A 21,800-nucleotide genomic window follows, 5' to 3' on the forward strand; every position below is an offset into this window, starting at 1 on the left:
GCTTGCCATGAAATCCAGATCGGAAGAATTTGAAGAGTGGGGGACGGAAGTCATCTTCGGCCGTGCCAAGGGATTCCGCGCCGCCATGATGCGCATGGTCCTGCGCGGCGCCTCCTGGCTGTTCAGGCTGGCGGTTCTGGCGCGGCTGTATCTGTTTCATTCCAGCATCGCCAGGCAGGCCAGGCTGGGAATGCTGGTGGTCAGCGTGGGCAATATCACCGTGGGAGGAACCGGAAAAACCCCGGTGGTGGAACTGCTGGCCCGCACCCTCACCCGGCGCGGGCGCAAAGTAGCCATCCTGACACGCGGCTACAAGAGCGCAGAGCTGGACAAGCCGCAGGAATGGAGGGACAAGGACGGCAAGCTGCCGGAGAATCTTCCCAAGATCGCCAGCGATGGAAAAACGCGCTACCTGGGCCCCCTGTATTCCGGTGATGAACCTTTCATGCTCGCCAAAAATCTGGACGGCGTGGCGGTGCTGGTGGATAAAAACCGCATCAAGTCCGGCATCTTCGCCATTGAGCACCTGGGTTGCGACACCCTGTTGCTGGACGACGGCATGCAATATTTGAAACTGGCGCATGAACTGGATATCGTGCTGGTGGATTGCGGCGCGCCCTTTGGCACCGGAGCCATGCTCCCGCGCGGCACCCTGCGGGAACCCAGAAGCAGTTTGGCGCGCGCCAGTTATATCATCCTGACCAAATGCGGAGGGAAACCGCAGGATGAGCTGATATCCGCCATCAGGAAGTACAATCCCGTGGCGGATATCATCGTGAGCGACCACGGCCCCCGATACCTGGAAAATGTGTTCACGGGGGAACGCCTTCCTCTGGAGGCCCTGCGGGGGAAATGGGTGGCGTGCCTCAGCGGCATCGCGCGCCCGGAAAGTTTTGAAAACTCCCTGCGCTCCCTGGGCGCCCACGTGGAAATCTGCCGCAGGTTTCCAGACCACCACTGGTTTGAACAAACGGAATTGCAGGAATTTTATGACCGCTGCGCGGACCGGGCCATGGACATGATCGTAACTACGGAAAAGGATGCCGTGCGGCTGGAAAAACCGGAGGAAGACCCGGAGGTTCCCATCTATTTCCTGCGCATTGAAGTGGAAATCTACCAGGGCCGGGAAGCATGGGAACGTTGTGTGGACCGCATTTGCGGAATTTCAAAACCGCGCCCACGGGATGAATGGCAACCTTCCTCATCTTTCTGAGCAAGAGCGCAGCGGCTTGAGGCAATACATCAAGAAAATCGTGAACATGCGTTGCACTTTTTCTTGAAAAGAAGTATCTAAAATGTTCCTGAAATGAGCATCAAAAAATTAAAACCATTCATCACCGTGTCCGGCGTCATGCTTCTGCTCGCGGCAGTTACAATGGGTTATTTTTCCGCTCAAAGGCTGTCTTCCATTATTCCGGCGTCCGGTTATGAAGATAAAGGCGTTTATTCCTTCGTACCTGTCCGGGTGCTTCCCGTTCAGGTGGAAAATACCGGCGCAACCGGAAGAGCCCGCCGCATGAACCCCACCAAAACCGTTTACATGGTCCACTACCGTGATACCGGCAGAAAAGGCTATCAGTGGAAATTCCAGGCGGCTACCCGTGAAACGGGACAAAAAATCGTGAATCAGAAAATCGCCGTAGAGCGGCGCGTGCTGAGCATCCCTGCCGACAACCATTCCTATATCACCATAGAATCGGATGAAACTGCAGAAAGCTATACAGCAGAACTTCGGCAAAAGAATATAATAATCCTGACCTTCTCAGGAATCTACATTCTGCTCTATGCGGCAACATGGGGCGTCATTCTTATGAAAAGGTCCAGGAAAGAGTCCCCCGCGGCCTGAAATGAAAAAGGCAGTTTCCCCGAAAATGCGGTCTTTACGCCCTTCTGACGAAAACGCGGCAGAACCTTGACGGCGAACGGCATGAAGCCAATCCGCACATTTATTGGAATCTCCCGGCGGGTATGCCACTCCATAAGCGAAGAATCCCGCTTTTTCATTGTCGCCGTTCACATCCTGCCATGGCCGCCTGCGTGCGGAAAGAATGACATTTCCCGAAAGTCTGCGGAAATCCGCCGCTTTTATGCAGAGAAGGCCGCTTGACTTGCCCGGAAAATCGTGTGAAACAAAAAGGCAGTATTTTCCCATGAAGGCATTTACCATTACCTCCATTCTGGCTGTTGCGTGCCTGTTTCCGTCCTATTCGCCGGCCGGAGCCGCAACAGAAAACAAGATTCAGGCTGCCTCAACGCAAACGGCGGCAGGCATTCCCAAGCAGGATCCCCAGCTTATCAAGGGGAAACTCGCCAACGGCCTGACCTACTTCATCCGCCCGAATGCGGAACCCAAGGGCCGGTTCAGTATCCGCCTGCGCGTCAACACGGGTTCCCTGAATGAAACGGATGACATCCAGGGCGTTTCCCACTTCCTGGAACACATGGTCTTCAACGGGAGCACCCATTTCAAGCGCGGGGAAATGATTCCCGCCATGCAGAAAGAAGGCCTGGGCCTGGGAGGGGACGCAAATGCGTACACCGCCTTTGACGAAACCGTGTATATGATGGACGTGCCCAGCATGAAGGAATCCACCGTGAACCTGGCTTTCACCATCATGAGGGATTTTGCGGACGGGGCCCTGCTGGAAGAAAGCGCCATTGACGCGGAACGCGGCATCATTACCAGCGAATACAAGGTGCGCGACTCCGCCGGCTACCGGGTCATGAAGGAAGTCTTCTCCATCATGCTGGACGGTACCCGCATTCCGGAACGCTATCCCATCGGCACGCTGGAAGTAATCCGCACCGCGCCGCGGGAAAAATTTATCAACTATTATCGGACCCACTACGTTCCCAGCCAAATGCAGCTCGTCATCGCCGGGGACATTACCCCGGAACAGGGAAAAGCCTGGGTGGAAAAATATTTTGGCTCCATGAAGAAGGACAACTACTCCTTCCAGACGGACCGGGGCACGCTTAAAACGGCTGCGGAAACCACTGCCCACTGGATCACCAATAAAGAGGCCACCAGCACGGAAGCCAGCATCAACATCTCCCGGCCCTACGTGAACAAGCCGGATACCGTCGCCAACCGCAACAAAGATATCCCCCTGAACGTGGCTTACGCCATGCTGAACCGCCGTCTGGAAAAGATGGCGAAGAATGCGGACTGCCCCTTTATCTCCGCGGCAGGAGGCCGCACGGACATAGTGGAAGCGGCGGAAGTGGATTCCATTCAGACCCAGGCGGACTACAAGAATTGGAAAGCGGCTCTGGCCGCCATTGAACAGGAATTGCGCCGGGCCATCGAATTCGGCTTCAACAAGGAAGAACTGGCGGAAGCCCGCAGCAACATTACCGCCGCCGCGGAAAACGCCATCAAGTCCTGGTCCACCGCCAAGTCGGAAGACCTGGCTTCCGCCATCGCCCAGAGCGCCGCGCAGGACAAGGTCTTCACCACGCCGCAGGAAGACTGGGCCATTTCCAGGGAAGTCGTGGAAAACCTGACTCCCGAACAATGCCAGGCCGCCCTGAAGGAAGCCTGGACCGGAGCCTTTCCCCGCGTCATCGTCACTTCCAATAAGGAAAACGCCCAGGGAAGCGCCGAAATCATGAAGACGTACCGGGAATCCCAAACCGCCAAAGTACAGCCCTACCAGACGGACAGCCGGAAGGATTTCTCCTATAAATTCGGGGAACCCGGCAAGGTGACGGCCCGCGCGGAAGCTGCGGACCTGGGTGTCACCCAGCTCACCCTTTCCAACGGCGTTCGCGTCAACCTAAAACCCACGGAATTTGACAAGGATTCCATCAACATCACCTTTGCCGTGGACGGCGGAGGACTGAGCAGACCGGAAAAAGCCTCCGGGCTGGAACTCTTTGCGGGCGCCGTGATGAACGGCGGAGGCTTGAAGGACCATTCCAATGATGAACTGGCCGCTATCATGGCGGGCAAGAAGGTCGGTGTGGGCTTTTCCATGACGGACCGCTTCTTCCTGCTTTCCGGAAACACCAACAGGGAAAACCTGGAAACGCAACTCCAGCTCCAGACGGCCTACCTGATGCACCCCGGCTACCGCCAGGACGGCGTTACCCTGCTCCGTCGGACCATTCCCATGATTTATAACAAAATGGATCATGAAGTTCAGGGAGCCATGAAAAAGCAGGTGCCGGCCATCCTTTACAAAAACAATCCCCGGTTCACCTTCCCCACTCAGGAACAGCTGAACTCCTACCAGATCAAGGACGTGCGGGACTGGGTGGACGCCCCGCTGAAAAACAATTACATGGAAGTGACCGTTACGGGAGACTTCAGGACGGAAGATATCATCCCCCTGTTGGAACGCACCGTAGGCGCGGTTCCCAAACGTGCGGAAGCTCCGGCCGCGCTGGATGAAAAACTTCGCCATCCGGCCATGGCGGACTTTAATTTCTCCAAGGATCTGACTTATGACTCCTCCATTGATAAAACGTTGGTCTGCCTCTTCTGGAAAACGCCCGGAGGAGAAGATAAAAAGCTGGCCCGCAGGCTGAATATGCTCAAGGCCGTCTTTTATGACCGCGTATTCAAGGGTCTGCGCGAAGACATGGGAGAAACCTACTCTCCTTCCACCGGCCTCAATATCAGTGAAACCTATCCGGACGGCGGCTATATCATCACGATGAGTTCCGGCGTCATGCGCAATAAGGAGGCTGTGCGCAACGCTATCGCCAAAATTGCGGACGACCTCGGCAAGGGAAATATCACCCAGGAGGAACTGGACCGTGCACGCAATCCCATTCTCAATTCCATGGACCGCGCCCAGCGCGACAACGGCTACTGGGCATCCCTGCTGAGAGACTCCCAGGCCAAGCCGGAACGGCTGAACCAGCAGAGGGAAGGCATTCCGGACGTAAAAGCCATCACCGTGGAAGAGGTCAACAAACTTGCCAGAGACATCTTCGGCAAGGGAGAGCACCTCAACCTGAACATTCTGCCGGATCATCCGGCTGTGGAAACTCCGCCTGCTGAAAAGCAGGCGGACAAAGCCGCTTCTCCCCAGGCCGCCGTCTCCCCGGCGGCTTTTTGCGTTCGCGCCACCGTCGTAAAGACTGTCAACAAAGACTCCGGCAAGAACGGATATGCCATCGTTATTTCCGAAAAAACAGCCGCTATGCCGGACTGGAAGGCCGTAGCGGACAAACTGGCCGAAAAACACGGAGGCACCATCGTCACCGTAAAGGATTCCGTATTCTCCAAGCTGGACACGCTTAAAAAAATGGCTCCCCGCTTCATGGCCGTCGTCGCGCGCCCGGAGGAAATAGACCGGGTGCTGGTGAATGACCTGCACCGCCTGAGCCGCCGGCTGGACGACGACCCTTACGGAGACTGTATCTGGGGCATTGTCACAGGATACACCCCCCAGGCAGCCATGAGAATAGCCTCTGCAACGAAGCCTCTCGTCATCAGCCGCGCCATGGGAACAACCAATGTGGATTCCTCCCGGTTCAAAGACAGCATGAGCATCACGGACTGGCAGCCCTTCCAATACCTGGAACAGCATGGTTCCAAGGGCAAGGTGACGCCGGCTTTCTACACGAAAGGCCTGAAAGAACAGGACAAGGGGGATGAAACCACGCTGGGCGTAACGCCCAAGCTTATGGAATACTGGAAACGTTACTCCCCGCAGCTTTTCGTAACGGCCTCCCACGCGACCCAGTTTAATCTGGAAATGCCTTTCGGCAAGGGACTCATCGTTTCCGGCAACAACCGGTTCTATGCGCTGGACAAAAAACAGTTCAGGGAATTCACCACTTTTTTGCGCGGCGTGCTCTTCAACGGGAAGGAAGACGACCTGCTCTCCTTCCTAAAGAGAATTAAAGCGCCGGTGATTGAAACCAGACCGGTTCCGGCTGTCTGGGTCGCAGCGGGAAACTGCCTGATCGGAGACGCCAAGAAAACGAAAAACTCCATGGCCATCACCGCCCTGAGCCGCTACGGCTTCAACCAGCTGGTAGGCTACACCGTCCCTTCCTGGTATGGCAAGGGAGGCTGGGGAACGCTGGGCCTTCTGTTCAGCAATCATGACGCCTCCAGCCTGGCGGAAGCCTGGTATTTGAACAACCAGTTTATTCTGGACGAGACCATGACCCGCTTTCCCAAGCTCATGAACGTCCATTTTAACTCCCCGGATATCAATGGAATCAGGAACGATCCCGACTTTGCCAGGGGCATGAGTTCCGCCGGATACGGCATGGGCAAGGATCAGTTGGGCCTTATCCACGACCGGGACACCGTGGCCTTTTACGGAGACCCTGCCTGGACGGCGCGTCTTGACGAATCCCGCGCTCCGTCTCCGTGGCATATCGACTGGAATGACCCCGCAGACGCCTCCAAAGGCTTCACCGTCACAGCCAACAAAGACGCCAAAGGCCGCCTGGGAGTCTGGTTCCCCAACCGAATCAGCGCCGGCAAAGCCACCGTCACCATCGGCGGAACCGCTACACCCATTGAAAAGGCAGGCCTGCTGACCAACGACTTCCTTCTGCTCCGGGAACTGGAACTCAAAAAGGGAGAAAAAGCCGTCGTGGAAATGAAATAAGCGTGGGAGAAAAACAAGTCGCAGGAAATTTTCCCCTTCCGTCGGCGGCCGGATATCCGGCCGCCGCTCTTTTTCCATAGACAAGCAACCTTCAAACATGGATACTGTCGGTAATCAATCCACCCTATGACTGATTACTCCATTTTCTTTATCATCGCCGTAGTAGCAACGGGCGTGGGAGCGCTCCTGTTTCTCCTGTCCCTGTTCGGGCTGGGGGAACATGATCTGGACTTTGATGCGGATTCCGGCGGAGCGGACGTAGGGTTGCTGTCCATTAAATCCGGCATCGGCTTTTTTCTGGGCTTCGGCTGGGGCGGCGTGCTCGCCCAGGGTCTGGACTGGGGGATGGCCGCCTCCCTGGCGGCGGCTTTCTTCACTGGCGTGCTGATGTTCCTGATTATCGGCATCTCCATGCGTTTCATTATGAGCCTTAAATCAGACGGCACCCTGAATTATGAAACCCTCAAGGGAATGACCGGCTCCGTTTACATCAGCATTCCCGGAAACCTCCAACGCGGCGGACAAGTTACAATCGCCCATCCCAGCCAGCTGCTGTACCTCCCTGCCGTCCAGGAAGGGGAACATCCCCTGCCCTCCGGAACCCCGGTGGAAGTGGTAGCCGTCACTGCGGGAGTCGTCACCGTCAAACCTCTTCATTAACAAACACCCCAATCATCATACCCCTAGCCGACTATGGACAAAATCATCCCCATCGCCATTCTGGTTCTCTTCATCATTCTGACCGCTTCCTGGCTGTTCAGCCGCTACCGCATGTGCCCTCCGGACAAAATCCTCATCGTCTTCGGGAAAGTAGGCACAGGCCAACCAGCCAAATGTTACCACGGCGGCTCCACCTTCGTACTTCCGGTTCTCCAGTCCTATAGCTATCTGGATCTAAACCCTATCAATATTGACGTGCCCCTCCAGGGCGCCCTTTCCTCCCAAAACATACGCGTGGATGTGCCCTCCTCCTTCATCGTGGGCATCTCCACCCTGCCTGAAATCATGCAGAACGCCGCTGCGCGCCTGCTGGGCCGCTCCCGGGAGGAAATCCGCAATCTGGCTGCGGAAATCATCATGGGGCAGATGCGCGTGGTGATTGCCTCCATGACCATTGAGGAAATCAACTCCGACCGCGAAAAACTCATCAAGGGCATCACGGAAGGCGTGGACGTGGAACTGCACAAAGTGGGCCTCCATCTCATCAACGCCAATATCACGGACATCCAGGACGCTTCCGGCTACATCAACGCCCTGGGCAAAGAAGCCGCTGCGCGCGCCATCAATGACGCCACCATCAAGGTGGCGGAAGAAACGCGCCGCGGGGAAATTGGCAAAGCGGAAGCGGAAAAGGACCAGACCATCCAGGTGGCGAACGCCCGCGCCATCGCCATTGAGGGCCAGAACGAAGCCCAGATTAAAATTGCGGAATCCGCCGCCAAGCTGCAAGTGAAGCAGGCGGAGGCCAAAAAGCTGGCGGAAGTGGCCCAGAAGGTGCAGGAGGCTAAAACCCTGGAAGAAGCCTACCAAGCGGAAAAAGAAGCGGAATTGAAGCGCGCGGAACGCGAACGCGCCACGCAGGAAGCCAACATCCTGGTAACAGCCCGCATTGAAAAGAGCCAGCGCGAAGTGCAGGCCCAGGCCACGGCGGAAGTACTCAAACTGGAACAGGAAGGCAAGGCGCAGGCTCTGCTCATCCAGCGCAGAGCGGAAGCGGAAGCCATCCGCCAACTGGCGGAAGGCGAAGCCCAGGCTACCCTCCTGAAGAAAAAAGCGGAAGGGGAAGGCATGGAAATGGTGGGACGCGGTGAAGCGGCCGCGATTGAAGCCGTGCTGGAAGGCAAGGCCCGCGGTTTTCAGCAGATCGTCCAGGCGGCAGGTTCTTCCGAGGCCGCTTCCAACCTGTTGGTGACGGAACAGCTTACCAAGATTGTGGAGCTCCAGTCCGGCGCCATTAAGGGTTTGAAATTTGACAAAGTAGTCGTCATGGGCAACGGAGGGAACTCCTCTGTAGGAGGATTCGTCCAGAATCTGGTAAAGGATACGCTGCCCCTTCATGAACTCGGCAAAAGCGTAGGGCTGGAATTGCCCGCTTTTCTGGGCAAACCCATGGAAGGGAAAACCGCAGCTTCCTCCCCTGCTCCCTCAGCCGATGCCCCAGCGGCAGATACCGCAACTACCGTCAACCCGAGTTGACCCCTCCATCCCTGCGTTCCTGACGGCAACCGTCTCTCCCCCGAACAGACAGGGCAGGTATGGACAGCATTGTCCATATTGACGCAGGACGCACGCTACAATGGCAAAATCCGTTCCCCGTCAACAGGGAAACGGGTCTTGAAACATAAAGGGAAAAGCAGAATGCCTGCCTTCAAGGCTAATAGGCAAAGGTCAGCAAGTACTGTGTCCCGCCACCTGCCCGGATGAACAGAAAAGCGTCGGCGCTTTCTGCTTTATTCCCGGTAATATCGAAAGCGGCAAGGCAGGCATGCCCTCTCCTGGAAAACGGTAAACGCCATGTTGATTTATTGTCCTGTAACTGATGTTTTCATGGTATTTTTCAATCTGTAACAAAATGCAGGATTCTTATGGGAAATAGCGTTATTATTCGATAATACAATTATTCTATAGCATAATAGAAAAAAACTATAACAAATTACTGCTCGCCAGGTTCATTGACAAGAAACCGGAAGCAGGTTAGGATACGGCCTTCAACCTCTCTTCGACTAATGAATATCAAATCCGCCCTTTTGACGCTCGCCGCAGCCCTCGCTCTCTCCTCCTGCAATACGATCAGCGGAATAGGAAAAGACGTGGAAGCCATGGGAAGCAAAATTGACAGCGCCTCCCAGGCTACCAGCAAGTCCATGCAATAAGTCCCGGAACGTAGCCGGACGCCGTTTTGAATCCTCTTTTAAGGGAAAAGAGGCGGTATTTTGTCGCCTCCCATTCTGTTTGAATGGCAGTCGGCCCCCGTGGGGCTCCCAACGAATTGCCAAGGTTCGGCTCCATCCTTCATGAAACAATCCAAACCTTTGCGGCAATCCGGAAACCAGGACAAGCGGGCGGCAGCAAATTTTTTACCTGAAAGCCGCTTCATCCATTTGGATGAAGCGGCTTTCGTTCAAGGTCTCCACACAACCTTCTTACATGGCCCGGCTGGTGGAACGGGCTGCGGAATTAATGTCGCTGCCGACGGCTTCCACATCCTTGCCAACCCCGCCGATCGTATTGCAGGAAACGCACCCAAGAAGGGTGGCGATACTCAGAATAATTAATTTGCTTTTCATCGTTTTATTGGAAGTGTTCCGAATAATCAGACTCCATTCCTTCATTCCCCGTTCAAAGAACCGGCAATCATGCCACAAAGCCTCCTGTCATTCTCCGTTCTTGCCATGCGTGCCTGAAACACTTAAAAAACATGCGCCAACGGAAAAAATGCCGGGCGGATATTCCGCTCCCATTACCCGGAACCATTACTATTTACTACCAAAATGATTAAAGTAGCCATCGTAGGATACGGCAACATCGGGAAATACGCTGTGGACGCCTTGCGCGCCGCTCCCGATATGGAACTGGCAGGCATCGTGCGCCGCCCCGGCAGCGAACCTGTACACGGCATCAGGACCGCAAGTAATGTGGAGGAACTGGGCCATGTGGACGCGGCCCTGCTCTGCACCCCCACCCGCAGCGTGGAAGAAACGGCCCTGCCCCTGCTCGCCCGCGGCATCAACACGGTAGACAGCTTCGATATTCACGGGGATATCGTGGCCTTGCGCCGTTCCCTGGGAGCCCAGGCAATCAAGCACGACGCCGTCTCCATTATCTCCGCCGGCTGGGATCCCGGCACGGACTCCGTCATCCGCACCCTGATGCTGGCCATGGCTCCCAAGGGCATTACGTACACCAACTTCGGTCCCGGCATGAGCATGGGCCACAGCGTCGTGGCGCGTTCCAAGGAAGGAGTGGCGGATGCGCTCTCCCTCACCATTCCTACGGGTTCCGGCGTACACCGCCGCATGGTTTATGTGGTGCTGAAGGAAGGCGCCAAATTCTCCGACGTGGAATTCGCCATTAAATCCGATTCCTACTTCAGCCATGACGACACCCGTGTGCTGCAGGTGCCCGACATCGACGTGCTGAAAGACATGGGCCACGGTGTGCTGATGGAACGCAAGGGCGTTTCCGGCTCCACGCAGAACCAGATGTTCACGTTTGAAATGCGCATCAATAATCCGGCTTTGACCGCCCAGGTCATGGTGGCTTCCGCCCGCGCCAGCATGAAACTGGCTGCAGGCTGCTACACGCTGCCGGAAATAGCCCCGATGGATTTTCTGCCGGGCGACCGCGAAGAACTGATTGCCCAGCTGGTCTAATCCGGAGCATTCCGGACACACGCATCCGGGGCGGTTCTACCGCCCCTGTTCCGCAAGTCTCCCTTTATCCTCCGGCCCACAGCCGGAGGATTTTTATTGCTCCACCACAACAAGCCTTCCATTGACGGCATTCACCCGGGCCGGAGTACGGGTCCGTTCCGTCCAGTCCCATGCGCGGGCCATGTCCGCCCAAAAGGCGGCGTAAGGAGAATCCTTTTCCTCTGACAAACGCGCCGGAGTAGGCACGAAGGGATAAATCTGCACGGGAACGTTTTTTTGCCCATGAACCAGGGCCTGTTCCACCATAGTATAAATCTCCTCAATTCCGGAATCGGTCATCGCCAGACAGCCGATGGAAACATCCCGGCCATGCACCATGATGAAGCTCCCCGTCCGGTTCAGGGAGCGGTCATAGGCATTCGGATACCCGATGTTGAAAGACAGATGGTAATTGCTCCGGGGATTGAGTCCGGACGGTTCCACTTCATAAAAACCTTCCGGCGTTTGCCTGTCCCCCTCCCTCTCCTTGGGGCCCAGCTTCCCGGACCATGCGGCGATCGGATAACGCTTGGCAAGCACGTAACATTCCGCCTTGTCCGGTTTCACCCACAGTTCCAGGACGGAGTCTTCCTTGACGGCCCGTAAAAACACAGGATTCCCCACTCTGACGCCGCACGGCTCCAGAAAGGAATTCAGAACGGGCGTTACCCGTTTCCGCGCGATATCCGCACGGTTGGAGGATTTTTCTGCACATGCCATATTGAAAGCCGCTACGGAGGAAACCAGCAGAACCAGCCCCAGCAAGGACAGGGCTACACTCTTCTTCATAAATCATCTATAATGGCGGCTTTTGTTTTGACAAGCAGAAAACCAGCCGATTCTCTCCGAAGAAGGAAAAGGAAGACGGAAAGGAGGGCAGTTCCAGAGAAAAGTTCCCTGCCCGAAGCTGTTCCCCCGGATAGAAAACATGTCTGTGCTGGAAATGCAGGCTCCGGAGAAGTATCATCAGCCCTTAGAACATCAGCGGAAGACCCGCTATCAACGGACTCATCCCCTTTGCACCGCCGCAGGAAAAAGCGGCATTCACGAAAACGCCATGGAAATAAACAACCTTCTTCCCATCACTACACGGAAGGAATTAAGAATATGGCTGGAAAACAACCACCTCTCTTCCTCCTTCTGCTGGGTTCTCACAACGAGGAAACCTTCCCCACATGCCCTCCTTTACCTGGATGCCGTGGAGGAAGCCCTGTGCTTCGGCTGGATTGACAGCACCTGCAAGAAGACGCCCTCCGGTTTCCTGGCCCAGCGTCTCACTCCGCGATCCAGAAAGAGTAAATGGTCCGAACTGAACAAGGAACGCGTCCGCCGCCTGGCCAGGCTGGGGCTAATGACGCCCCACGGCGAACAATGTCTGCCGGAAATGAATCCGGAAGCATTCCGTATTGACCCGTATATTTTACAGCTCCTTCAACAGGATCCGCTTATTTACGCCAATTTCCTGGCATTTCCCCGTCTATACCGTCACGTGCGCCTGGATACCATTCAAATTAAAAAAAACCAGCCGGAACTGTTTCGCAAACGTCTGGAAAAATTTCTGAAGAATACCCGTGAAAACAGGATGTACGGAGAATGGCACGACGGAGGCCGGCTGCTGGAAGAATAGACGCCCCCATTTCCCTGCCGGACGTACCCGGACGTTACCAGGCCGTTCCGGAGCTATTCCGGAACGGCCTGGTCATCATATCATGTTACTTTCTGTTAGAAGTCGTAACGGTAGCCGACGCTTCCGTTCACCGAGCTGGACCCGTCTCGGATGTCCGCGTTGCCGTTGACGAAGACGGTTCCTTTCGTCCCCACCGGCACGCTCAGCCCCGCTCCGAGCTGCAGCGCCGTCGTTCCCGCTTTCGCCCCTCTCACGCTTTGCGTGAAGCCGGGGTTGCCCAGCAGGGTGACGTTTGTTTCTCCCCTCCGGTCTCCCAGGTCCTGCGCCGCGTTGACCCGGATTTCCCCCAGCGCTTCACGTCCGAAGATGTTGCTGCCTACAAGACCCATCCAACGGCCGCCCAGCGCCACTGTTCCCGTCGTCCAGTCCTGCCGGCCGACGTTCAGGCCCGCGTTGCCCGCGCCCGTTTCTTCATAGCCGTCCATCCGCGTCGTCACCACCGAGGCGTTGAACAGCGGCTGCAGCACGCTGCTGCGGTTTTCGTCAAGGTAGATGTCGTAGGTGAGTTCGTACATGGCTCCAAGGCCCCACCCGCCGGTGCTGCCCTGCGTGCTGTAGCTTCCTTCCCCGTAGTTGACCGTACGGTTGAGTGTCGCGTCGTTCCATCCTCCCGTCAGGATGAGCGTGTGCGCCCAGCGTTTGTTCTGGTAGCGCCCGAAGAGGCTGGCGTAGTAGCTGTCCAGGTGGCCGTCGGCGCTGTCCGCCGCGCTGGCCGTCAGGTCTCCGTAGCTGGCCGTGAAGGCCGCTCCCACGGTGACGCGGTCGCTGAGGTCCGCGTCCATGCCCACAGTACCTCCCCAGGTGGTGAGCCGGTAGCCGCTTTCATCTCCCCGGGTGTCGAGCTGGGCGTAGGAGCCCGTGCCTTCCATCCACATGTGGAAGCGGGGGAGGTCGTCGTTGACGTAGGCGGGGTTGACGCCCATGAGGGTGGTCCGGTTGCGGATCCAGCCCATCTGGTCGCGCAGGGCGTCCCGCTGCGCCGTACCCAGCGCGTTGACTGTGCTTCCTGCCACCGCTGCCAGGGAATGCCTGGCTGCGGAAGGATTATTGAGCATGTCCTTATTGAGGGCTCCCAGGAAATCCGTGACAGTCTGGTCTACGGAACCATTCCTGGCAGCATCCCAAAGCAGATTGGCTCCCGCCATGGAGTTGGCCGTGTCCGCTACGCCGGCATAGATATTGTCCGTCTGTTCTTCCGCCTTCAGAACCACCTTATCTCCTTCCTGCACCAGATGGGCATTCTTGTAATAGGTGAGGAAAAGGCCTCCGACCGTCAGCGTATTTTCTCCCAGGTCAATCGTTCCGTTGCCGGTGAGCTCCATCAGCGTGAGTTCCATCGGATTGCCCGATTTCCAGGTGATATTGACGTCCGGGATGGAGGTGACATGGAAAGAGGCGCCATCTTCAATGACAACGTCTCCGGAAGCCTCTATGAAGCTGGCGGTCATATCGGCATCAGTATTTAAGGTGAAAGTAGTAGTGGACCCGCTGCTGAAAGAAGCGTTCTCCACGCTCAGAGTGGTATTGACCGCCGTCAGGGAATTGTCGCTGGCCTGAATGGTCAGGTTGCCGTTGTTGACCAGATTGCCGTAACTGAGACGGCTTCCATCCACATCCGCGTTGCCCTGGAGAACCAGATTCCCTCCGCTGACCGTAAGACCGGTATCCGCGCCGGAGCTGCGCAGAACCTGCGTTCCCGCTCCGGAAACATCCAGCGTTCCTTCTCCCAGCGTCCCATCATATGTGTGAGTTTGGCCGGAAGCCGCCCGAATTTGCAGAGTCTGTCCATTCAGTTCCAGAGAACCGGAGCCGTTCAGCCCGCCGGCAGAACCGTCTGCCTCCAGGCTCAGGGAACCGCCCAGGTCCAGTACCACGCCGGAAAGCGTACTGTCCGCAGCCAGCCCCAAAGAAGCGCCTTCCGCAATAGCCAGCGTACCGGGGCCGGAAATTTCCGTATGGGAAAGGCCGTCGGTAGCGCCTGTCAGCGTCAATGTTCCGGAAGGAGCGATATCCAGCTTTCCGCCGTTGTCGCCGCCTGCCAGCTCCTGGGCCGTCGCGCGGCCTCCTACTCCAATCACTGCAGGGGAGCCCGCATCCGCGGAATTCAGATGCAGAGCTTCCACGTCAGCCGTGCCGTTGAGCTGAAGCGTTCCTTCTTCCGCAATGATATCCCCGGCCAGCGACACATTCCCGGACAGGGTGAGTTTGTTCGCTCCCGTTTTGACGAGGTCCGTGTTGGCCGCAGCCCCGTTCAGGCCGCTGATGTCCCCGGCAAAAGAAGTATCCACTCCCGCGCCGTCATGGAAGAGGCTGTTTTGCAGTTCAATGCTTCCCTTGTCCTCCGCCGTATTGGTGACAATCAGGCTGCCCGTGCCCGTCTGGCCCGGCTCAGTTCCCGGTGCGGTCAGGTTTTTGATTACCATGGAGCCGTCCGACTGGACATAAAGGTCCTGGTCCACAATGACGGCCTGGTAGAAGTTGAGGGACTGGTCCGTGACCGGATTGTCCGCGCTGCCCGCGCCATCCACGGAAGACACGTAAACCAGGTCCGTATCACCGGAGAGAACAATGCCGCCTCCGTTGACGCCCACGATGCCGAAGCCCAAAGCGGCGAAAAGCGGGTTAGCCGTTATGTGGCTCTTAAGCGTTTCAAGGTCCTGCGCAAAACTGCCGTTGGTCAGAAGTATCTCCAGATTTCCGGCCGCCGTTTTCATGGCATTCATGACGCTGGTGAGGTCCAGCGTCAGCGTGGAACCGTCTTCAAAGGAGATGCCGCCCAGATTGTCCCCCGTGCCCTCAAACTGAACCAGAAAATCCTCTCCCGAGAAGGGATCTCCGGAAATATTGCCCGCTCCCACCGCAAGGTTGCTGTCTGAGCCGTTCACCGTCCAGGTGGAACCCTGCTTGAGTCCGGTGAGCTGCGTTCCGGCAGCAGTGGTGACAACTGACCCCAGTCCGGCGGCATCCAGACCTCCCAGGGCAATATTGCCGGAATCGGCAATCGCATGGACATGAACCTTGTTTGCGTCCGTTCCTGCGTAACTTCCGGCGTTCGCCAGCGCTCCGGATTGAATAAGGATATTAGTAGTGGTGGCCGCACCGGAAAGGTCCAGCGTGCCCTTGGCCAGCGTCAGCGTCCCCGTCAGGCCGTTGGCGCGGTCCCCCACGGCAAAAGCGCCGGAGGTGCTGACCGTAAGACTGCCCGCTCCGGCAATGGTTCCGGCCCAGGCGGCGTTGTCCCCGGTTCCGTCGCCCAGCTGGACAGAAGAATTCTGGGAAATATTCAACTCTCCCGTGGTCGTATTCGCCCCGGTAAGAATCAGCTTGTCGCTTCCCTGAATGCTCAGGGAGGCCGTATCAATCACATTCCCGGCATAAAGCAGGTTCCCTGCCGTACCCGTGTAGTTGACGCGGTAGGTTCCGGTTCCTCCCAGGGAAACGGCCTTGATGAATTCGCCCGTATCCAGCGTGGACGCCGCACCGCCGTTGCCAAAGGACAGGATGGCATTCCCACGGCCGGAATGCACCGTTCCCATAAAACCGGTGAGATCTCCCGTAAAAATGGCCGTCAGAGTCGGGTCTCCGGCCGCCGTTATTCCGAGGTTGGCCCCCGCTTCGCTCGTCAGGCTTCCCGCCAGAACCAGCGTCTGGTTGGAATTGCCGTTCAGCCAGCCCCCAGCAGCCATCACATGGATATCGGCATTAATGGGATCGGCAGCGGAATTGACAAAAAAGCCGCGCCCATCCAGTTCCAGCGTGGCACCCCCGATTGCCGCGGCATTGGCGAAGCCGACTTCATTCCACGCAGCGTTGACGCCGTTGCCAGCCAGCCTCATGGTACCGGTAAAGCCGCTGTTGTCTCCGGTGACGGAATAGCGGCCGCCTCCGGGGAAGGCGCCTCCTTCCTTCTTACCGAGGACCAGTGTTCCGGCTCCGGTAATGCGGCCTGACAGAGTATCCGTATTTACGGAGTTATGGGCACGGTTGTCCTGTATCTGGAGAGTCGCGTTTTCAGCGATGGAAACATTGCCGCTCCAGGTTCGCGTAACGCTATTATCCCCAATGCTATAAAACAGGGTTCCTTCGTTTACGGTGATGGCGCCGGCAAAGGTTCCCCCTTGCACCGTATTGATGGTCAGCAGACCATTCCCGAGCTTGACGATATCCTTGTTTCCCAGCTCCTGGGTGTACGTAGCCCAGGATATATTATTCCCGTTCGTATTCACCCGGATGGCCGCCGTACTGGCGGCAGCGTCGATGAGGCCGGAAATATCCTGCGCAGCTCCCGTGCCATACGTGAAAGTGCCTCCACCAAAAATAATATTGTTGGTCGCTACCAGCCCCGTCGTGCCTTCCGTATTCAGCACCAGTTCCCCCCCGTTCAACGTTACCGTGCCGGTGCCCAGGCCCTGAACAACGTTGAGATTAAGGGTGCCGGCCATAATGGTCGTGCCGCCGGAGAACGTATTTGCGCCGGTATTTTCAATGGTCAACACCCCTTCTCCACGTTTAATGAGGGACATCGGTCCCGTCCCGTCCACAAGGGTCCCTGTTCCCGTGAACGTGTAGGCCGTTTCTCCATTGTTGACCGTAAGACGCGCGGAAGAAACATTCCCGTCTATAGTGACGGCGGAGGCGGATATGCCAGCCAGATCTTCAAAATTGGCGGATTTGGAAGCGTCATAGACGATTGCCGTTCCGTCCTTGTCCAGCCAGACGGCTGAACCTCCTGTCGCCGTCCAGGTGCCCGCACTTCCCCCGTTCCAGTTGAGGGCTTCGCCCAACGCCTTGACACGCAGGTAAAGAGTGTTTCCGGACAGTTCCAGGGCATAGGTATAATCTTCGGAAAGACTGCTGGAATCAAAAGAAAAATTGCTGGCCGTCAACGTACCGAAACTGTCTGCCGCAATCAGTCTGTAGTCATTTTCCATCGTCTGGTCCACTCCGCTGATCGTCAGGGTCAGCGTTCCTTCCGTACTAAAGGAGAGCGTGCCGCCCGACTGGATGACAGCGGCGCTGGAGGAATTCAGGCCCGTCAAATCCAGTGTCAGAACGGAAGCCGGGGAAAGAGTCATGTTGCCCGCAGAGGTAAGGCGGGCTCCGGCGCCCATCGTAATGGAGTTGCCGAAGGCCACTCCGCCGGCAAGCCCGAAACTGAGCTCCCCTGCGGAAACCGTCAGCGCATTGGCAAATCCGGCAGAGGAACCGAGCGTAAGTTTGCCCGCTCCGCTCTTGGTAAAAGCGCTGCGGCCATCCAGCACCGTCGCGTTGGCAATAAGGGCGTCCGTCCCTTCCCCCGCGGAAATCTCGTCAAATCCGGAAATCACGGCATTCTCAAACATGTCTTCGCGAGTCACGCCGTTCAGGTTCAACACGCTCCTGGTGACCGTATCTCCCCGGCCCTGACCGGATATGGTTGTCGTTCCGGAGAAAACGGCATCATTGCCCGTCAGGGTCACGCTGGCCAAGGCCGTAGTCAGGGAAGTGCCGTTGACCTTTTGGCCACCCGCATAAATGGAGGCATTATTGAACGTCCCGCCGCTAATGGAAAGATTGGCTTCTCCAATAGTCAATGCGGAATTGGCATTGTTGCGTTCCACGTAAGTGCCCAGGGATATTTGAGCTCCATCGAACGTGCCGCCCGTAATCGTTATATTGGTGGAACCGATATTTCCGGTAAGGGCGGCGGTAGCGGTTCCATTAATGTAGGAGCCGCCCCAGATTTGTCCCGTATACGTCCCGGACTTGAAGGTCAAATTGGTGGAACCTGTAATATTTAATGTGCTCTCTCCCGTTTCCACCCAGCTTCCCCCCGCAATCATGGCCGCTACCGTGTTGCCGCCCAAATCCAGCGTCATATTGGTATCCGCCAGGTTCCAGGCAGATGTGCTTAAACGGGCGCCTGCAAAAATTTTCCTGGTCCCATCTCCGGAAAAAGCAGCGCCTGTGATCGTTGTCGCCACACCCTGCGAAAACAAACTCTGAGCAAAAGTCCCCCCCGTGATTTCTATGGAAGCGGACGAATGCTCTGCAATATTTGCGGCAGAACCTGAAGACGTCGCATCGGACAGGCCATACACATTCGCGTTGTACTGGCCTCCCGTAATGCGCAACCTGGCCGTATAGGCGTTCGTCCCGTCTCCCAACTGAACCTGGCCTCTCCCCAGAAGGGCAACGGAACCATTAAAAGTTCCTCCGTCCAGATTCAGAGAGACATTGCCGATAATGGTCGATTTCTGCCCTGCCCCGCGTGTCGTTCCAGCCGTTACCAGCTGGGCGAAAGTCCCGCCGTCTATGGTGAACGTCACGTCCCCCGTATGGCGGAAGGATTCCTGCCCCAGCCCTATGCACCAGCTGCTACTGGGATTGGAAACCGAAATTCCGGCCCATTCCCCACCATGAATGTTGACGGTATATGTCCCCGTCGTCTGGTAGGCATCATTTTTATTTCCATCCCCCACCAGGGAAAAACCATTAACCGTGCCGGCATTCCGGTCCACATTGAGAGTAATGTCGGCGGACACAATCCGGTTCTGGTTGCTCCACCCCATCAACTGGGCATTGGTATTCAGCAGGGATGTTCCTTCCCCGATATTGATTACAAAGGAATTGTTCCCTCCGATGGTGACGCCTCCGGCAGTGCCCGCAACATTCCATAATTGCAGTCCTGTATAGGTTCCCCCCTCCAGATTGAGAACCCTGTTATAGCCGTCTTGATAGGTTCCGCTTGCCGTAATATCCGTTAAATAAATACCTCCGGGGGAATCCGCCTGGGTCAAGGGCTCCCCTTCCGGCGGCGTAATCGTATATTGGTCGTCAGCAAAAGAAATTGTCGTTTCTCCATTGCCCGTCAACGTATAGTCAGACCATGCCGGAGAAATGAAACAGGACAGAAGAGCGGATAAAAGAACCAGAGGCAAGTGCGGGCGCATAATGCTGTAACGTATTGATAATGAATAAAACTATTTTCAAGACTATATTCGTAGTAATAACTAACGGATTTGAAATCCGGAGTCAATGACAATTTTTGGAGCCAAGCCCCTTAGAAACATTGAACGACCTGAGAGGAAAAGAGGGAAAAACGGGGCCGTCCGTTTCAAAAACCTGCATCATTAATATTTTAATCATTATTTGGGCTTATTTACATCATCTGCGGATTTCAAATCCGGCCACTTATTTAACCTTTTTCCCCCAGCCAACGAAATATGCATGCAGGAAAAAATGATTTCTTTTCTTGCATTCCTGAAGAAGTGCCTGTATAAGCCTCCACGTCCCCGCCGCCAGGCAGGGACGGCATCCAAGGTTATGGAGCGGTAGCTCAGTTCGGTTAGAGCGCCAGCCTGTCACGCTGGAGGTCGCGGGTTCGAGCCCCGTCCGCTTCGCCACCTTGTTCAGAAGAAACAGCCGCCTCCGGGCGGCTTTTTTGCGTTCCAAAAACCTGAATCCCGGAAAACAGCCCGTCTTTCGGGAATGTTTTACTGGAAAAAGGGGCCGGACCCGTTAAAATGAGGGCCAGCATTACCATCATGAGCATACTTTCGGACCGTCTTTCCGAGGAAATACTGCAAGCCCGCCAGCGCGTCTATACCGTTGGCGAACCGACTCCTCTCCAGCGATTGAATCTGCCGGGCATCGAAGCCCCGGTATATGCCAAGAGGGAGGATCTGGGCCCCATCCGGGCTTATAAGTGGCGCGGAGCGTTCAATTGCATGGCCGCATTGAGCCAGGAGGCCCGAGACAAAGGCATTGTGGCGGCCTCCGCCGGCAATCACGCCCAGGGCGTCGCGCTGGCGGCCAGAGTCCTGAACTGCCATGCCACCATTTTCATGCCGCGCTCCACGCCGGAAGTGAAGCAGACGGAAGTGCGCCGCCACGGCGGCAGACATGTGAAGATTATGCTCCACGGGGACTGCTATGACGAGACGGCCGCTGCCGCCCATGAATACGCGGAAACCCACGGCAGCACGTTTGTTCACCCCTATGACGACCTGGTGACCATGGCCGGACAGGGAACGCTGGCGGACGAAGTGGTGATGAGCGGAGAAGGCCCTTTTGACCGCGCGTATGTCGCTATCGGCGGCGGCGGCCTGGCCGCATCCGTAGCGTGCTGGCTGAAAAAGTTCTGGCCCCGCATCAAGGTCATCGGCGTGGAAGGCGTTGACCAGGCTTCCATGAAAACCTCCATTGAACAGGGACGCCGGGTGAACTTGGATTACGTGGACGTTTTCTGCGACGGCACGGCCGTCCACATTCCCGGAGAATTAACCTATCCCCTTTGCCGGGAACTGGTTGACGAGTTCGTGACCGTTACCAATAATGAGGTCTGCCAGGCCATCCGGGCTATGTGGGAATCCTCCCGCGTCGTGCCCGAACCCTCCGGAGCCATGAGCCTGGCAGGATTCCTGAAACAGTGGAACCGGGGCGAAGTACAGCCGGAGGAAAAGAGCTTCGTGGTCATTTCCGGAGCCAATATGGATTTCACCCACCTCACCCAGATTGCCCGGCAGGCGGGCATCGGCAACCACGAAACGCGCTATCTGCGCATTTCCATGGATTCCAAGCGCGGCCAGGTGCTTAAGTACCTGCGCCACATGCCTCAGGATACGACGCTGGTGGATGTGCAGTACGGCAAAACGGAAGGAGACACCCAATACCCCGTGTTCGGCATTGCCGCTTCTGATGAAGACCTGGACACCATCCGCACAACACTGAAGAAGAAGGGAATCGAATTCGAAGATATCAGCGAGGACGACGACGTGCGCTTCCGCATGATCCACTACCAGCCGGAGCTGTGTCAGCACCCCCTGTTCGTCCACATTGAATTTCCGGAACGCGCAGGAGCTTTCCTTGACTTCATGGAACGTATCGCGGATCTGGCTTCCCTCTGTTATTTCAACTACACCTATACCGGAGAACGCGTAGGCCGCGCCCTAGTGGGCATGGAATTTGATACAGTGGAAGACCGGGAAACCATTCGGGAACGCATGAGCGCCTTTTCCAAAAACATCATCAGGTCCATTCGGGAAATTTCCCCCGAGGCCTTCCAGCGGATCATGGGGGGCAGACAGTTGACAGGCAATCATTGACAGTCCACCCATCCAGGGAGCTTGAGAAAGATCG

12 protein-coding genes and 1 tRNA gene are annotated in these 21,800 nt (G+C 56.5%); 10 read left to right on the forward strand and 3 right to left on the reverse strand.

Annotated features, from left to right (window positions below; translation table 11 throughout):
• Nucleotides 1-7: 7 nt before the first annotated feature.
• The 6 genes from lpxK to O4G22_RS03135 all read left to right on the forward strand — a co-directional run bounded on the left by lpxK (nt 8) and on the right by O4G22_RS03135 (nt 9,454).
• Nucleotides 8-1,213, forward strand: coding sequence for a tetraacyldisaccharide 4'-kinase (lpxK, locus tag O4G22_RS03110; RefSeq protein ID WP_306702136.1), 1,206 nt, complete (start codon nt 8-10; stop codon nt 1,211-1,213).
• Nucleotides 1,214-1,306: 93 nt separating this feature from the next.
• Nucleotides 1,307-1,846 (forward strand): hypothetical protein, encoded by a 540-nt coding sequence (locus O4G22_RS03115; protein WP_306702137.1) that lies wholly within the window; start codon nt 1,307-1,309, stop codon nt 1,844-1,846.
• Between the two features lie 304 nt (nt 1,847-2,150).
• A complete protein-coding gene (locus O4G22_RS03120; RefSeq protein ID WP_306702138.1) occupies nt 2,151-6,581 on the forward strand; it encodes a M16 family metallopeptidase in 4,431 nt (1,476 codons plus the stop codon).
• Between the two features lie 126 nt (nt 6,582-6,707).
• Nucleotides 6,708-7,241 carry a hypothetical protein gene (locus O4G22_RS03125; RefSeq protein ID WP_094136854.1) on the forward strand — a complete coding sequence of 178 codons (534 nt, stop codon included), beginning with the start codon at nt 6,708-6,710 and terminating at the stop codon, nt 7,239-7,241.
• 33 nt (nt 7,242-7,274) lie between these two features.
• The gene (locus O4G22_RS03130) at nt 7,275-8,777 is read left to right on the forward strand and encodes a flotillin family protein (RefSeq protein ID WP_295977346.1); all 1,503 of its coding nucleotides are present in this window, start codon (nt 7,275-7,277) and stop codon (nt 8,775-8,777) included.
• A gap of 530 nt (nt 8,778-9,307) precedes the next feature.
• Nucleotides 9,308-9,454: a hypothetical protein gene (locus tag O4G22_RS03135; RefSeq protein ID WP_012419631.1), complete on the forward strand. Its 147-nt coding sequence runs from the start codon at nt 9,308-9,310 to the stop codon at nt 9,452-9,454.
• 270 nt (nt 9,455-9,724) lie between these two features.
• Here the strand turns inward: O4G22_RS03135 and O4G22_RS03140 are convergent, their stop codons facing one another.
• On the reverse strand, nt 9,725-9,868 hold the full coding sequence (locus O4G22_RS03140; RefSeq protein ID WP_012419632.1) for a hypothetical protein: 144 nt from the start codon (nt 9,866-9,868) through the stop codon (nt 9,725-9,727).
• A 204-nt stretch (nt 9,869-10,072) separates the two neighbouring features.
• Between O4G22_RS03140 and O4G22_RS03145 the strand changes: the two genes are divergently transcribed.
• Entirely contained in the window at nt 10,073-10,954 is an 882-nt protein-coding gene (locus O4G22_RS03145) for a diaminopimelate dehydrogenase (RefSeq protein ID WP_094136853.1), read from the forward strand.
• A gap of 93 nt (nt 10,955-11,047) precedes the next feature.
• Here the strand turns inward: O4G22_RS03145 and O4G22_RS03150 are convergent, their stop codons facing one another.
• Nucleotides 11,048-11,782: a L,D-transpeptidase family protein gene (locus O4G22_RS03150; RefSeq protein ID WP_306702139.1), complete on the reverse strand. Its 735-nt coding sequence runs from the start codon at nt 11,780-11,782 to the stop codon at nt 11,048-11,050.
• A gap of 268 nt (nt 11,783-12,050) precedes the next feature.
• Here O4G22_RS03150 and O4G22_RS03155 point away from each other — a divergent pair, with 268 nt between their 5' ends.
• On the forward strand, nt 12,051-12,620 hold the full coding sequence (locus O4G22_RS03155; RefSeq protein WP_345784515.1) for a YdeI/OmpD-associated family protein: 570 nt from the start codon (nt 12,051-12,053) through the stop codon (nt 12,618-12,620).
• A gap of 95 nt (nt 12,621-12,715) precedes the next feature.
• Here the strand turns inward: O4G22_RS03155 and O4G22_RS03160 are convergent, their stop codons facing one another.
• A complete protein-coding gene (locus O4G22_RS03160; RefSeq protein WP_306713927.1) occupies nt 12,716-19,612 on the reverse strand; it encodes an autotransporter-associated beta strand repeat-containing protein in 6,897 nt (2,298 codons plus the stop codon).
• A gap of 375 nt (nt 19,613-19,987) precedes the next feature.
• On the opposite strand from O4G22_RS03160, the gene O4G22_RS03165 reads away from it, so the two are divergent.
• Nucleotides 19,988-20,065, forward strand: a tRNA-Asp gene (locus tag O4G22_RS03165).
• A gap of 141 nt (nt 20,066-20,206) precedes the next feature.
• Nucleotides 20,207-21,766, forward strand: a complete 1,560-nt coding sequence (locus O4G22_RS03170) for a pyridoxal-phosphate dependent enzyme (protein ID WP_306702143.1) — start codon at nt 20,207-20,209, stop codon at nt 21,764-21,766.
• Nucleotides 21,767-21,800 lie beyond the last annotated feature (34 nt).

Origin of the sequence: Akkermansia muciniphila, from assembly GCF_030848305.1 — a bacterium.
GTDB lineage: Bacteria > Verrucomicrobiota > Verrucomicrobiia > Verrucomicrobiales > Akkermansiaceae > Akkermansia > Akkermansia muciniphila_A.

What these genes read in the sequence shown, in the direction of transcription:
- lpxK (WP_306702136.1), top strand. Translation starts at nt 8, where the DNA reads ATGAAATCCAGATCGGAAGAATTTGAAGAGTGGGGGACGGAAGTCATC.
- O4G22_RS03115 (WP_306702137.1), top strand. Translation starts at nt 1,307, where the DNA reads ATGAGCATCAAAAAATTAAAACCATTCATCACCGTGTCCGGCGTCATG.
- O4G22_RS03120 (WP_306702138.1), top strand. Translation starts at nt 2,151, where the DNA reads ATGAAGGCATTTACCATTACCTCCATTCTGGCTGTTGCGTGCCTGTTT.
- O4G22_RS03125 (WP_094136854.1), top strand. Translation starts at nt 6,708, where the DNA reads ATGACTGATTACTCCATTTTCTTTATCATCGCCGTAGTAGCAACGGGC.
- O4G22_RS03130 (WP_295977346.1), top strand. Translation starts at nt 7,275, where the DNA reads ATGGACAAAATCATCCCCATCGCCATTCTGGTTCTCTTCATCATTCTG.
- O4G22_RS03135 (WP_012419631.1), top strand. Translation starts at nt 9,308, where the DNA reads ATGAATATCAAATCCGCCCTTTTGACGCTCGCCGCAGCCCTCGCTCTC.
- O4G22_RS03140 (WP_012419632.1), bottom strand. Translation starts at nt 9,868, where the DNA reads ATGAAAAGCAAATTAATTATTCTGAGTATCGCCACCCTTCTTGGGTGC.
- O4G22_RS03145 (WP_094136853.1), top strand. Translation starts at nt 10,073, where the DNA reads ATGATTAAAGTAGCCATCGTAGGATACGGCAACATCGGGAAATACGCT.
- O4G22_RS03150 (WP_306702139.1), bottom strand. Translation starts at nt 11,782, where the DNA reads ATGAAGAAGAGTGTAGCCCTGTCCTTGCTGGGGCTGGTTCTGCTGGTT.
- O4G22_RS03155 (WP_345784515.1), top strand. Translation starts at nt 12,051, where the DNA reads ATGGAAATAAACAACCTTCTTCCCATCACTACACGGAAGGAATTAAGA.
- O4G22_RS03160 (WP_306713927.1), bottom strand. Translation starts at nt 19,612, where the DNA reads ATGCGCCCGCACTTGCCTCTGGTTCTTTTATCCGCTCTTCTGTCCTGT.
- O4G22_RS03170 (WP_306702143.1), top strand. Translation starts at nt 20,207, where the DNA reads ATGAGCATACTTTCGGACCGTCTTTCCGAGGAAATACTGCAAGCCCGC.